This is a genomic window from Streptomyces sp. NBC_01190, assembly GCF_045039895.1.
Classification (GTDB): Bacteria; Actinomycetota; Actinomycetes; order Streptomycetales; family Streptomycetaceae; genus Actinacidiphila.
The window spans coordinates 3224106-3237177 of sequence record NZ_CP108580.1 but is presented as its reverse complement, the minus strand read 5'-3'; the positions used below and the strand labels follow the sequence as shown (position 1 = coordinate 3237177).

Below are 13072 nucleotides of genomic sequence, written 5' to 3'. Positions count from 1 at the left end.
TCCGAGGGACCGTTGGCGTGGGGTACCGCGTGCGATGCTCGGGTTATGCCCGGTCTTCTGTCACCATCTGAATACCCTGCGTCATCTTCACTGCCCCGCGCGTGCTCACCCGACGTCACCCACACGGCCGCTCACGACCTCCCCGACGCGCCTCAAGCGCCTCACGACCCTCTTGCCTTCCACGCCTCTCATCCCCATCGCACCCCTCACGCCCCTCGCACCTCTCTCGCCTCTCTCGCCTCTCTTAAGCTCCCCCGGAGGGAACCGGACATGGGACCCCACCCCACGGTCGCGGCGATACGCCTGGCGGTCCGCCGCGTCCTGCACGACGTGCTCACCGCGACTCCCGACCCGCGACCTCTCGTGCTCGCCGCTTCGAGCGGCGGTGCCGACTCCATGGCGCTCGCCGCCGCCCTGGCCTTCGAGGCCCCCAGAGTCGGCGTGCGGGCCGGCGCCGTCACCGTCGACCACGGCCTCCAGGACGGCTCGGCCGTGCGCGCCGTCGAGGTCGCCGAGCGCCTGCGCGGCCTCGGCCTCAACCCGGTGGAGGCGGTCGGCATCACCGTCGGCCGCCAGGGCGGACCGGAAGCCGCCGCCCGCGACGCGCGATACGCCGCGCTCGACGCCGTCGCCGACCGCCACGGCGCCGTCTCCGTGCTGCTCGGACATACCCGCGACGACCAGGCCGAAACGGTGCTGCTCGGCCTCGCCCGCGGCTCCGGCACCCGCTCGCTCTCCGGGATGGCCGCGGTCTCCGGGACCAACGGCCGCTACCGCCGGCCCTTCCTGCTGCTCGACCGCGACACCGTACGCCAGGGCTGCCTCGCCCAGGGCATCACGGTCTGGGAGGACCCGCACAACGCCGACCCGGCCTACACCCGCTCCCGGGTCAGACACGAAGCGCTGCCGGTGCTGGAGAAATCCCTCGGCAAGGGCGTGATCGAGGCGCTGGCCAGGACCGCCCAGCTCTCCAGGGACGACGCCGACGCGCTCGACCAGTGGGCGGCCGACGCCGAGGGCGAGGCGGCCGGCGAGGACGGCAGCCTCGACGTCCCGCGCCTGTACGAGCTGCCCCCGGCCGTCCGCCGGCGGGTGCTCCGGCGGGCCGCCATCGCGGCGGGCTCACCACCGGGCTTCCTCTTCGCCCGGCACATCGAGGAGGTGGACCGGCTCGTCACCGACTGGCACGGGCAGAAAGCACTGAACCTACCGGGCGGCGTAGCCGTGCTCAGGGTGAATGGCAGACTGTTCTTCTCGCCGTCGTAGAGCCGACCACCTGAGGACGTACCGCGCAGTGAACGAGACCGACATGGGCGCCGATCTGGAAAAGGTGCTCATCTCCAAGGCAGAGATCGACGCGAAGCTCATCGAGCTCGCCGCCGAGATCGACCGGGACTACGCGGGCAAGGACCTGCTGATCGTGGGTGTGCTCAAGGGCGCCGTCATGGTGATGGCCGACCTGGCGCGCGCCCTGTCCAGCGAGGTCACCATGGACTGGATGGCGGTGTCGTCGTACGGCGCCGGCACCAAGTCCTCCGGCGTGGTCCGCATCCTCAAGGACCTGGACACCGACATCGCCGACCGGGACGTACTGATCGTCGAGGACATCATCGACTCCGGTCTGACCCTCTCCTGGCTGATCAGCAATCTCGGCTCGCGCGGGCCCGCCTCCCTGGAGGTGTGCACGCTGCTGCGCAAGCCCGAGGCGGCCAAGGTCAAGATCGATGTGAAGTACACCGGCTTCGAGATCCCCAATGAGTTCGTGGTGGGCTACGGCCTGGACTACGCCGAGAAGTACCGCAATCTGCCCTTCGTCGGCACCCTGGCCCCGCATGTGTACGGAGGCTGAGATCCGGCCAGCCGCCCATCGCGCGGATCGGCCGCGGGGCGACGGGAACCCCGACCGGTTTCCCGCCGTTGGAGCAGGGGAAAGCGGGATTGTTAACGGTCGGCGGCAACCTCGGGTGACAATGCTGGGGTACCGTCCGAAGGTCGGATCAATACAACACCGGATGCACACGGCGCCAACAGGCGCCGGTGCCTCACTGTGGCAGGAGGGACGGGGCGTGTTCGCCCCGCATGGATGGACGTGAAGCGCTATTTCCGTGGGCCAGTGATGTGGATCGTGCTGGCTGTCCTCGCCGTGGTCGTGCTGATGCAGGTCGTCGGGTCCGGCGGCGGCTTCAAGACGGTGGACACCGGCGCGGTACTGCACGCGGTCAACACCAACCAGGCCAAGTCCGCCGAGCTCACGACCGGAGACGACAACTCCATCAAGGTCCAGCTCAAGAGCGGCGTCAAGATCGAGGGCAGCAGCAAGGTCCGGGCCAGCTACATCGGCAACCAGGGCGCTGCCATCGCCAACAACCTGCAGAACATCGTGGACGGCAAGGTCCGCGGCGTTCAGCTCCCGGACAAGTACACGGTCTCGCAGTCCAAGCAGAACGCCTTCGTCGGCATCCTGCTGTCGCTGCTGCCGTTCGTCCTGATCGTGCTGGTCTTCCTCTTCCTGATGAACCAGATGCAGGGCGGCGGTTCGCGCGTCATGCAGTTCGGGAAGTCCAAGGCCAAGCTGATCACCAAGGACACCCCCAAGACCACGTTCGCCGACGTGGCCGGCTGTGACGAGGCGGTGGAAGAGCTCCAGGAGATCAAGGAGTTCCTCCAGGAACCGGCCAAGTTCCAGGCCGTCGGCGCCAAGATCCCCAAGGGCGTGCTGCTCTACGGCCGCCCGGGTACCGGTAAGACGCTGCTCGCCCGCGCGGTCGCGGGTGAGGCCGGGGTGCCGTTCTACTCGATCTCGGGTTCCGACTTCGTCGAGATGTTCGTCGGTGTCGGTGCCTCCCGGGTCCGTGACCTCTTCGAGCAGGCCAAGGCGAACGCCCCGGCGATCGTCTTCGTCGACGAGATCGACGCCGTCGGCCGGCACCGCGGCGCGGGCCTCGGGGGCGGGCACGACGAGCGCGAGCAGACGCTCAACCAGCTCCTCGTCGAGATGGACGGCTTCGACGTGAAGGGCGGCGTGATCCTCATCGCCGCCACCAACCGGCCGGACATCCTCGACCCGGCGCTGCTGCGTCCCGGCCGCTTCGACCGCCAGATCGCGGTCGACCCGCCGGACCTGATGGGCCGCCTGGAGATCCTCAAGGTGCACCAGAAGGGCAAGCCGGTCGCACCGGACGTCGACCTGATGGCCGTCGCCCGCCGCACCCCCGGCTTCACCGGCGCCGACCTGAGCAACGTACTCAACGAGGCGGCGCTGCTGACCGCCCGCGGCGACAAGAAGGTCATCGACAACAACGCGCTCGACGAGGCCATCGACCGCGTGGTGGCCGGTCCGCAGAAGCGCACCCGGATCATGTCGGACAAGGAGAAGAAGATCACCGCGTACCACGAGGGCGGACACGCCCTGGTCGCGGCGGCTTCCCCCAACTCCGACCCGGTGCACAAGGTGACGATCCTGTCCCGTGGCCGCGCCCTGGGTTACACCATGGTGCTGCCCGACGAGGACAAGTACTCCACCACGCGCAACGAGATGCTGGACCAGCTCGCGTACATGATGGGCGGCCGGGCCGCGGAGGAACTCGTCTTCCACGACCCGACCACCGGCGCCTCGAACGACATCGAGAAGGCCACCGCCACCGCTCGCGCCATGGTCACGCAGTACGGCATGACCGAGCGGCTCGGCGCCATCAAGTTCGGTTCGGAGAACGCCGAGCCGTTCCTGGGCCGTGAGATGGGTCACCAGCGCGACTACTCGGAAGAGGTCGCCGGGCTGGTCGACGAAGAGGTCAAGAAGCTCATCGAGACCGCGCACAACGAGGCCTGGGAGATCCTGGTCGAGAACCGGGATGTGCTGGACAACCTGGTGCTGGCCCTGCTGGAGCGGGAGACGCTGAACAAGGAGGAGATCGCTGAGGTCTTCGCCCCGATCGTGAAGCGTCCGCCGCGCCCGGCCTGGACCGGCTCCGCCCGGCGCAGTCCGTCCACCCGGCCGCCGGTGCTCTCGCCGCGTGAGCTGGCGCTGACCAACGGCTCCCAGACCACCAACGGCAACGGGATCTCGCCGGTGTCCACCACCAAGCCCGTCACCGAGCCGGTGGACCATCCGGAGGAGCACCCGGAGAGCTGACCGGTACGTCCCGGAATGCGCAGTGCGGCCCCAGGGGTTCTACCCTTGGGGCCGCGGTGCTGTGCGGGGGCCCAGGGGACACGGACGCCCGGCAATCGAGTACGCACAAGGAGCGAGGCACTCTTCATGACGGATCCCGTGACGCTCGACGGCGAGGGCACGATTGGCGAGTTCGACGAGAAGCGGGCCGAGTCCGCGATCCGGGAGCTGCTGATCGCGGTCGGCGAGGACCCGGACCGCGAGGGACTGCGCGAGACGCCGGCCCGGGTGGCCCGCGCCTACCGGGAGATATTCAGCGGGCTGCGGCAGGAGCCGGAAGACGTGCTGACCACCACCTTCGACATCGGGCACGACGAGATGGTGCTGGTGAAGGACATCGAGGTGATGTCGTCCTGCGAGCACCACCTGGTGCCCTTCGTCGGGGTGGCCCACGTCGGCTACATCCCGGCGAGCAGCGGCAAGATCACCGGCCTGTCCAAGCTGGCCCGGCTGGTGGACGTCTACGCCCGGCGCCCCCAGGTGCAGGAGCGGATGACCACGCAGATCGCCGACGCCCTGATGCGCATCCTGGAGCCGCGCGGGGTGATCGTGGTGGTCGAGTGCGAGCACATGTGCATGACGATGCGCGGGGTGCGCAAGCCCGGCGCCAAGACGATCACCTCGGCGGTCCGCGGCCAGCTCCGCAATCCGACCACCCGCGCCGAGGCGATGAGCCTGATCATCGGCCGCGGCTGACCCCGGCCCCTGCTGCCGGGTCCGTCACCAGCCGGGCGGCAGCCGGGCCCTGTAACGGCCGGGCCCCCTACCAGCCGGGATCGCGCCAACTCGTAAGACTCCCCGTGGCCGTGTACCTTTCCGTCTCGCGCGCGATATCCGGGACGGGAGGGAACCCCCGAGCCCCGGATCTCGTCCTACAGGGGGCGCATATATTCGTACCGGAGTTGGTAGCGGGTCCGAGTCCCGCGGCCCGGTGAAGTCGGGGTTTGGTGACCCATGTCAGCACAAGCAGCGGGCGAGAGCCCAGCACGGGTCCAAGGACCCGGCGAGCCGGCCCGGCGACGGCGATGGCCCCGCCCCAAGGCCGTACCGAAGATCATGGGCTCCGCCACCGCGGTGATCGGACTGCTCGATGTGGTCTCGGCGGTGTTCCCGGCGTTCCGCAACGGCCGGATGCACCACATGGCCGCGGTCTTCCCCGGCACCGTCAGCTCGCTGGCCGCCGCCACCTCGGTGGTCACCGGCATCCTGCTGCTGATGCTCGCGCACGGCCTCAAGCGCGGCAAGCAGCGTGCCTGGTGGGCGGCGGTGGTGCTGATGCCCGTCGGCGCGGCCACCCAGCTCGTCTACCGGCACTCCGTCTTCGGCGTGGCCGTCTCGCTCGGGCTGCTCGCCCTGCTGATCCGGCACCGCGGTGAGTTCACCGCGCTCTCCGACCCGCGCACCCGCTGGCGGGCCGCGGCCAACTTCTTCGGGCTGAGCGGCGTCGCCTTCGCCCTCGGCCTGGTGATCACCAGCGCCCACCCGGCGGCCGAGACCGGCAACCCGGGCTTCACCGACCGGTGCCTGCACGTGATCGAGGGCCTCTTCGGCTTCAGCGGCCCGGTGCACTACACCAGCGACCGGGTCGGCGACGTGGTCAGCTACTCGCTCGGCGGCCTCGGCCTGCTCATCGCCTGCTCCACCGTCTATCTGGTGCTCCGCCCGGCCCGCCCGGTCGCCGAACTCAGCGCCGACGACGAGGACCGGCTGCGCGGCCTGCTGGCCCGGCACGGCGCCCGTGACTCGCTCGGCCACTTCGCGCTGCGCCGGGACAAGTCGGTGGTCTTCTCGGCCAGCGGCAAGGCCGCCGTCTGCTACCGGGTGGTCTCCGGCGTGGCGCTCGCCAGCGGTGACCCGATCGGCGACGTGGAGGCGTGGCCCGGCGCCATCGACCGCTTCATGGCGCTGTCCCGGGCGCACGCCTGGCTGCCCGCCGTCGTCGGATGCAGCGAGACCGGCGGCGAGGTGTGGACCCGCGAGACCGGCCTGGACGCCCTGGAACTCGGCGACGAGGCGATCGTGGACACCGCCGGCTTCACCCTCGAAGGCCGCGCCATGCGCAATGTGCGGCAGATGGTCAAGCGCATCGACCGGGCCGGATACGTCTGCCGGGTGCGCCGGGTGCGCGAGCTGTCCGACCTCGACAAGCAGCGGGTACGGCTGGCCGCCGACGCCTGGCGCGGCACCGACACCGAGCGCGGCTTCTCGATGGCCCTCGGCCGCTTCGGCGAGGAGGCCGACGGGGACTGCGTGGTCGTCACCGCCCACAAGGACCGCGAGGACGGCGATCCGCACCCCGAGCTGGGCGATCTGCGGGCCGTGCTGCACTTCGTGCCCTGGGGCGCGGACGGCATGTCGCTCGAACTGATGCGCCGCGACCGCGCCGCCGACCCCGGCCTCAACGAGCTGCTGATCGTGGCCGCCCTCCGGCAGGCGCCGGACCTCGGCGTCAAGCGGGTCTCGCTGAACTTCGCGATGTTCCGCTCGGCGCTGGCCCGCGGTGAGCGGATCGGCGCCGGACCGGTGCTGCGCGGCTGGCGCGGGCTGCTGGTGTTCCTCTCCCGCTGGTTCCAGATCGAGTCGCTCTACAAGTTCAACGCCAAGTTCCAGCCCGAGTGGGTGCCGCGCTTCCTGGTCTTCCCCAACTCGCGCGACCTGCCCCGGATCGGCTTCGCGATCATGCAGGCCGAAGGCTTCGTCACCCTTTCACTGCCGCTGCCCGCCGCGCTCCAGCGCTTCCTGCCGGGACGCGCCGGACGGCTCGGCCACCAGAAGGCCTGTTACGCGAACGCCGAGCTCACCCGCGGGGCCGCCGCCCCGGACCCGCGCAAGGGGAGCGCGCTCGCCTGACCCGTAGGCTGGGCCCATGGTTACGTCGACGAGTACGTCACAGGGCCGGACCGGCCCGCGCGGCCTGCCGGAATGGGATCGCTGCGCGGTCATGGGCGTGGTGAACGTCACCCCTGACTCGTTCTCCGACGGCGGGCGCTGGTTCGACCACGAGCAGGCCGTCAAACACGGCCTGGACCTGGTCGCGCAGGGCGCCGACCTGGTGGACGTCGGCGGTGAGTCGACCCGGCCCGGTGCCAAGCGGGTGAGCGAGGCGGAGGAGCTGCGCCGGGTGCTCCCGGTGGTGCGCGGCCTGGTCGCGGCCGGTGTGCTGGTCAGCGTCGACACCATGCGGGCCTCGGTCGCGGAGCAGGCCGTCACGGCCGGCGCCCGGCTGGTCAACGACGTCAGCGGCGGCCTCGCCGACCCCGCGATGATCCCGGCGGTCGCCGCCGCCGGGGTGCCCTTCGTCGTCATGCACTGGCGCGGCCAGAGCATCGACATGAACAACCGGGCGGTCTACGAGGACGTGCTCGCCGAAGTGCTCGGCGAACTGCGGACCGCGCTGGACCGGGCGGTGGCCGGCGGGGTCGCCCCCGAGCGGATCGTGCTCGACCCGGGCCTCGGCTTCGCCAAGACCGCCGGGCACGACCTGACCCTGCTCGCCCATCTCGACCGGCTCCAGGACCTCGGCCGGCCGCTGCTGGTGGCCGCCTCCCGCAAGCGGTTCCTCGGCCGGGTGCTCGCCGACGAGGCCGGTGATCCGCCACCGGCCAGGGAGCGCGACGCCGCCACCGCCGCCGTCACCGCCATCGCCGCCAGGGACGGCGCCTGGGCGGTACGGGTGCACGAGGTGCGGGCGAGCGCCGACGCCGTACGGGTGGCCCGCGCGATCGGCGCCGCCGCATGACGCCGCGCACCGCCGAGGCCAGGGCCGCCGAGCGCGCCAACCAGGCGTTCTACGACGCGGTGGAGACCTCGGACCTGGACGCGCTGGAGTCGGTCGTGCTCGACGGGCCGCTCGCCGAGTCGGTCACCGTGGTGCACCCCGGCTGGCCGGTGCTGCGCGGCCGCCGCGAGGTGATGCGCTCGTACGCGCTGATCATGGCGAACACCGACTACATCCAGTTCTTCCTCACCGATGTCGAGGTCGCCGTCGACGGCGACACCGCCCTGGTGACCTGTACGGAGAACATCCTGACCGGCGGCCCCGCCGAGGAGGACGGCTCGGCCGGCTCGCTGGTCGGCGGGCTGGTGGTGGCCACCAACGTCTTCCGCCGCACCTCCGACGGCTGGCGGCTGTGGGTCCACCACGGCTCGCCGGTGCTCGCGGACGAGGAGGACGACGAGGACGACGAGGACACCGTCGCGCCCGACGACGCGCCGGGCGGCCTCGACAGCCTGGGCGGCGGCTCCGGCGGGCTCGACGAACTGGACGCGCCCGGCGGTCTCGCGGGCCTTGAGGGACTCGACGACATCGAGGATCTGGACGGGCCCGACGACCCGGACGACCTGCCCGACGGGCCGGACGATCCCGATGACGGCCCTGACGGCCCTGACGGCCCTGACGGCCCTGACGGCCCTGACGGCCCTGACGAGCCCAAGGGGCCGGGCCCGGACACGAAGGAGTGAATCAGGTGGACCGGGTCACACTGCGTGGGCTGCGTATCCGCGGCCACCACGGGGTGTTCCAGCACGAACGGGATGACGGCCAGACCTTCGTCGTCGATGTGTCGCTCGGCCTGGACACCGCGCCGGCGGCGGCCGGTGACGACCTCACCCGGACGGTGCACTACGGTGAGCTGGCCGAACAAGTGGCGGCCGTGGTCGCGGGCGACCCCGTCGATCTGATCGAGACACTCGCGCAGCGGATCGCCGACGCCTGTCTCGGCCATCGACTGGTCGAAGAGGTGGAGGTGACCGTGCACAAGCCGGACGCGCCCATCACCGTGCCCTTCGACGACGTGACGGTGACCATCACCCGGAGGCGGCCGTGACCACCGACGACCGCCCGGCCGGCGACCCCACCAGGCAGCCGGTACCCGCCTCGGTGGTGGCCCGGGTGGACGCCGCCGACACCACCCTGAGCAACCCCAAGACCGCGGTGATCGCCCTCGGCGGCAACCTCGGCAACCGCCTTGAGATCCTGCAGAGCGCGGTCGACGCCCTGGAGGACACCCCCGGCGTCCGGGTGAAGGCGGTCTCGCCGGTCTACGAGACCGAACCCTGGGGCGTGCCGGCCGGCAGCCAGCCGAACTACCTCAACGCCGTGATCCTGGTCCGCACCACCCTCCCGCCGGACGGGCTGCTGGAGCGCGGCCACGCGATCGAGGAGGCGTTCCACCGGGTCCGCGATCAGCGCTGGGGCCCGCGCACCGTCGATGTGGACATCGTCGCCTACCAGGGGGTGCGCTCGGACGACCCCGTCCTCACGCTGCCGCACCCCCGGGCCCACGAACGCGCCTTCGTCCTCGTCCCGTGGCACGACATCGAGCCCTCGGCCGAACTGCCGGGCCACGGCCCGGTCGCGGAGCTGCTGGCCGCGGTCGCCGACCAGGTCGTGGTGCGCCGGGCCGACCTGGAACTCCGGCTGCCGGAGTAAACGTTGGCATCAAGCGACATATGGCGAGGACGGGCCCGACGGCAGGCACGGATGCGGGCACAGAAGGTGGAGGCGGGGACTCGGTGAAGACGCTGCGGATCAGGACACTGGCGGGGGTCTTCGCGATCGCGATGCTGCTCTCGTGGTCGGGGGCCCGCCTGTGGGACACCTTCGGGACGCTGCCGGGGGTGCCGGTGGCCGCGCCGATCGTGCTGGCGCTGATCGCGGTCGCGCTCTTCGCCACCGCCCTGTCGCTGCGCTCCCGCTTGCGCGCCCAGCGCGAACGCCAGCCGGGCGCCAAGGGGGTGGACCCGCTGGCCGCCGCCCGCTCGGTGGTCTTCGGGCAGGCGAGCGCGCTGGTGGCCGCCCTGGTCGCCGGGCTCTACGGCGGTACGTGCGTCTTTCTGATCGCCTCGAAGCTGGACCAGGATCCCCGGCGGCAGCAGGCGATCTACGCGGCTCTCGCGGTGCTCACCGCCTTCGCCGTCATCGCGGCGGCGCTCTTCCTGGAGCGGGTCTGCAAGCTCCCCGACGACGACGACACTCCGCAGCCGGGACAACAGCGGCCACATCAGCACCAGCAGCACCGCCGCTGACCTGGGGCAAGCTGTGCCCCGGCTTGACCGCCGGCCAGGTGGCGTGATTCAGTCCTTCACGTGAAGGGTATCGGCCTGCGTCTGCATCGGAGGGTCCATCTGGACCTGGTCCGGTACGCCGGCTGCGTGTGTACCGCCGCGCGCTGACGCGCGCTCCGGTCCGCCATTCACCTTCGCGTCCGCTCGCACCGATCAGCTGAACTCCACCGGGTCACCTCGGATCACACCGGGTCCCGCTGGATCGCACCGCATCAGCCGAGCGCCGACGCGACCCTCCTCAGGGTGGTTCCCATGACGATCTCAGCTCCGCGTACCGCACGCTCCACCGCTGCTGCCGCCGCCCCCGCAGCGACCGCCCCCTCTTCCGCCACCGCCCCCACCGCGGCCGATCTGCTCGACTTCGCCCGCAAGGTGGCCGCCGACGCCGCCCTCGTCGGTGACCTCCCGCTCGATCCCGAGGGCCGTACCTGGGTCAGACTCGAAGGACCCGGCGGCGCCGAGGCCTGGCTGATCGGCTGGCCACCCGGCGCCGAGACCGGCTGGCACGACCACGGCGGCTCGTACGGCGTCTTCGTCACCGCCGCGGGCGAACTCACCGAGCGGTCCCTGTCGGTGCCGCTGCCCACCGAGGGCTGGCGCTCCCTGGAACTCGCCGAGGGACTCGACCGCCACCGCGTCCTGCCCGAGGGCGCGGGCCGCGCCTTCGGCCGCAACCACGTCCACCAGGTCGAGAACCGCTCGCAGACCGGTCACGCGGTCTCCGTGCACGCCTACTACCCGCCGCTGCCGCTGATCCGCCGCTACAGCCGCAAGGGCAGCACCCTGCGGCTCGAACTCGTCGAGCGCCCCGAGGAGTGGTGATGCCGGCCACCGCCCCCCTCCCCGGGCCGCCGCCGGCCCAGCCGACCGTCGACGAGTACCTCGCCTCCATACGCGAGCGGCTGACCCGCCTCACCCCCGCCGAGGCCGCCGAGGCCGCCCGGCACGGCGCCCTGCTGGTCGACATCCGCTACGGCTCGCTGCGCGACCGCGACGGCACCATCCCGGGCGCGGTCATCGTCGAGCGCAACGAACTCGAATGGCGGCTGGACCCCAGCAGCCCCCACCGGGTTCCCCAGGCGGTCGGCCACGACCTCGAGCTGATCGTCGTCTGCAACGAGGGCTACGCCTCCTCGCTGGCCGCCGTCTCGCTGCACGCCCTCGGCCTCCACCACGCCACCGACCTCACCGGCGGCTTCCAGGCCTGGCGCGCGGCCGGCCTCCCCATAGCGCCGCCGACCGGCACCCCGACAGCGCCGACCCCCCACATAGCGGCGACCGCCGCCGGGTCCGCGCACGTCCAGCCGGCGTAGCCGCGTCAGGCACTCCCCAGCCGCAGCCGCCTTCAGCCGCCTGAGCAGCCTGAGCAGCCTGAGGGGCCTGAGCCGCCTGAGCCGTCTTAGGCATCCCGGGCGACGCACGAGTCCGCCGCCCGGAAGATAAGCCACCTTCCCGATGCGCCTCCGGTACCAGGGCACGCAGCCTTGGCACACCGGACAGAGCGCGACAATCAGGGAGGAGGCGCATGCCATGCCCACCGTGCCACGCGCCATCGGCGGCACACTGCGGGGATTCCCGGCGGGATTCTGGTGGCTCTGGTCGAGCACACTGGTCAACCGGCTCGGCACCTTCGTCTTCCCCTTCCTGACCCTCTACCTCACGGTGCGGCGCGGCTACTCGGCCACCGAAGCCGGCCTGGTGCTGTCCCTGTACGGGGTCGGCTCGGCCGCCGGGGTGCTGCTCGGCGGCGAACTCACCGACCGGGTCGGCCGCCGGTCCACGATGGTCTGGGCCCAGGTGGCCACCGCGGCGGCCACCGCGGCCCTCGGTCTGGTGACCCAGGCGGCGGCGATCGCCGCGCTGGTCCTCGCCGTCGGGGTGGCCGCGGCCGTGTCCCGGCCCGCGGTCTCCGCGATGATCTCGGACCTGATGCCGCCGGCCGACCGGCTGCGGGCCTTCGCCGTCAACTACTGGGCGATCAACATCGGGTTCGGCCTCTCCGCGGTGGTGGCCGGCTTCATCGCCCAGCAGGGATACATCTGGCTCTTCGTCGGCGACGCCGCCACCACGCTGGCCTGCGCGGTGCTCATGCGGGTCAAGCTGGCCGAGACCCGTCCGGCCGCCGGGAAAGCGTCCCCGACGGCGGCGGACCGGCCGTCCGCCCCGGCCGTGGCCGCCACCCGGGTGCTGCGGGACGGGCGCTTCATGGCGCTGACGGCGCTCGCCTTCGCGCTCTGGCTGGTCTTCTTCCAGGGCGGCACCTCGCTGCCGCTGGTCATGTCGGACCACGGCCTGGGATCGCACGAGTACGGCCTCGTCATCGGCCTCAACGGGCTGCTCATCGTGGTGCTCCAGATCCCGGTCACCCGGCTGGTCAAGGGGCGCGACCCCGGCCGGTCGCTGGCCCTCGGCGCGCTGCTGATCGGCGGCGGCTTCGGCCTGACGGCCTTCGCGGGGTCGGCCACGCTGGTCTACGCGGCCACCGTGGTGGTGTGGACCGTGGGCGAGACGGTGTACGCCCCCGCGTCCGCCGCGGTCGTCGCCGAGCTGGCGCCCGATCACGCCAGGGGCCGCTACCAGGGCGTGTTCGGCTTCGGCACCTCGGCCGCGACCTGCCTCGCCCCGCTGGCCGGCGGTCTGATCCTCGACCACGGCGGGTCCGCGCCGCTGTGGGGCGGCTGCGCCGTACTCGGCACGGTGGCGGCGGTGGCGTTCCTCCTGATCCTGCCCGCCAAGCGCCGGGCGCCGACGCCGCCGTCAGCACCCCGGCCGGGAGACCGGTCCGGGGCGGAGGAGCTGTCCGCGGAGGCCGCCGCCGGCTGAAGACGGGCGCCG

At 71.9% G+C, this 13072-nt stretch carries 12 protein-coding genes and 1 pseudogene; all 13 read left to right on the top strand.

The window, feature by feature from the left end:
- Positions 1-270: 270 nt before the first annotated feature.
- The 13 genes and pseudogenes from tilS to OG519_RS13385 all read left to right on the top strand — a co-directional run bounded on the left by tilS (position 271) and on the right by OG519_RS13385 (position 13060).
- Complete coding sequence (gene tilS, locus OG519_RS13445; protein WP_405582929.1) at positions 271-1266, top strand: tRNA lysidine(34) synthetase TilS; 996 nt, start codon at positions 271-273, stop codon at positions 1264-1266.
- Positions 1267-1309: 43 nt separating this feature from the next.
- Positions 1310-1849 (top strand): hypoxanthine phosphoribosyltransferase, encoded by a 540-nt coding sequence (hpt, locus tag OG519_RS13440; protein WP_405592704.1) that lies wholly within the window; start codon positions 1310-1312, stop codon positions 1847-1849.
- Between the two features lie 234 nt (positions 1850-2083).
- A complete protein-coding gene (ftsH, locus tag OG519_RS13435; protein WP_405582927.1) occupies positions 2084-4132 on the top strand; it encodes an ATP-dependent zinc metalloprotease FtsH in 2049 nt (682 codons plus the stop codon).
- 126 nt (positions 4133-4258) lie between these two features.
- Positions 4259-4867, top strand: a complete 609-nt coding sequence (gene folE / locus OG519_RS13430) for a GTP cyclohydrolase I FolE (RefSeq protein ID WP_405582925.1) — start codon at positions 4259-4261, stop codon at positions 4865-4867.
- A gap of 258 nt (positions 4868-5125) precedes the next feature.
- The gene (locus OG519_RS13425) at positions 5126-7021 is read left to right on the top strand and encodes a phosphatidylglycerol lysyltransferase domain-containing protein (RefSeq protein ID WP_405582923.1); all 1896 of its coding nucleotides are present in this window, start codon (positions 5126-5128) and stop codon (positions 7019-7021) included.
- Positions 7022-7037: 16 nt separating this feature from the next.
- Positions 7038-7910, top strand: a complete 873-nt coding sequence (gene folP / locus OG519_RS13420; protein ID WP_405582921.1) for a dihydropteroate synthase — start codon at positions 7038-7040, stop codon at positions 7908-7910.
- Positions 7907-8368, top strand: a pseudogene (locus OG519_RS13415) (nuclear transport factor 2 family protein); the annotation flags it as partial. The gene folP and the pseudogene OG519_RS13415, both read left to right, overlap by 4 nt.
- Before the next feature lie 269 nt (positions 8369-8637).
- Positions 8638-8997, top strand: coding sequence for a dihydroneopterin aldolase (gene folB, locus OG519_RS13410; RefSeq protein ID WP_405582919.1), 360 nt, complete (start codon positions 8638-8640; stop codon positions 8995-8997).
- A complete protein-coding gene (gene folK / locus OG519_RS13405; protein ID WP_405582917.1) occupies positions 8994-9602 on the top strand; it encodes a 2-amino-4-hydroxy-6-hydroxymethyldihydropteridine diphosphokinase in 609 nt (202 codons plus the stop codon). Before folB ends, folK begins: the two co-directional genes overlap by 4 nt.
- A gap of 83 nt (positions 9603-9685) precedes the next feature.
- Complete coding sequence (locus OG519_RS13400; RefSeq protein ID WP_405582915.1) at positions 9686-10198, top strand: DUF3180 domain-containing protein; 513 nt, start codon at positions 9686-9688, stop codon at positions 10196-10198.
- Between the two features lie 291 nt (positions 10199-10489).
- Entirely contained in the window at positions 10490-11059 is a 570-nt protein-coding gene (locus tag OG519_RS13395; protein ID WP_405582913.1) for a cysteine dioxygenase, read from the top strand.
- Positions 11059-11550 carry a rhodanese-like domain-containing protein gene (locus tag OG519_RS13390; protein ID WP_405582911.1) on the top strand — a complete coding sequence of 164 codons (492 nt, stop codon included), beginning with the start codon at positions 11059-11061 and terminating at the stop codon, positions 11548-11550. Before OG519_RS13395 ends, OG519_RS13390 begins: the two co-directional genes overlap by 1 nt.
- Positions 11551-11767: 217 nt before the next feature.
- Entirely contained in the window at positions 11768-13060 is a 1293-nt protein-coding gene (locus OG519_RS13385; RefSeq protein ID WP_405582909.1) for an MDR family MFS transporter, read from the top strand.
- Positions 13061-13072: the final 12 nt, after the last annotated feature.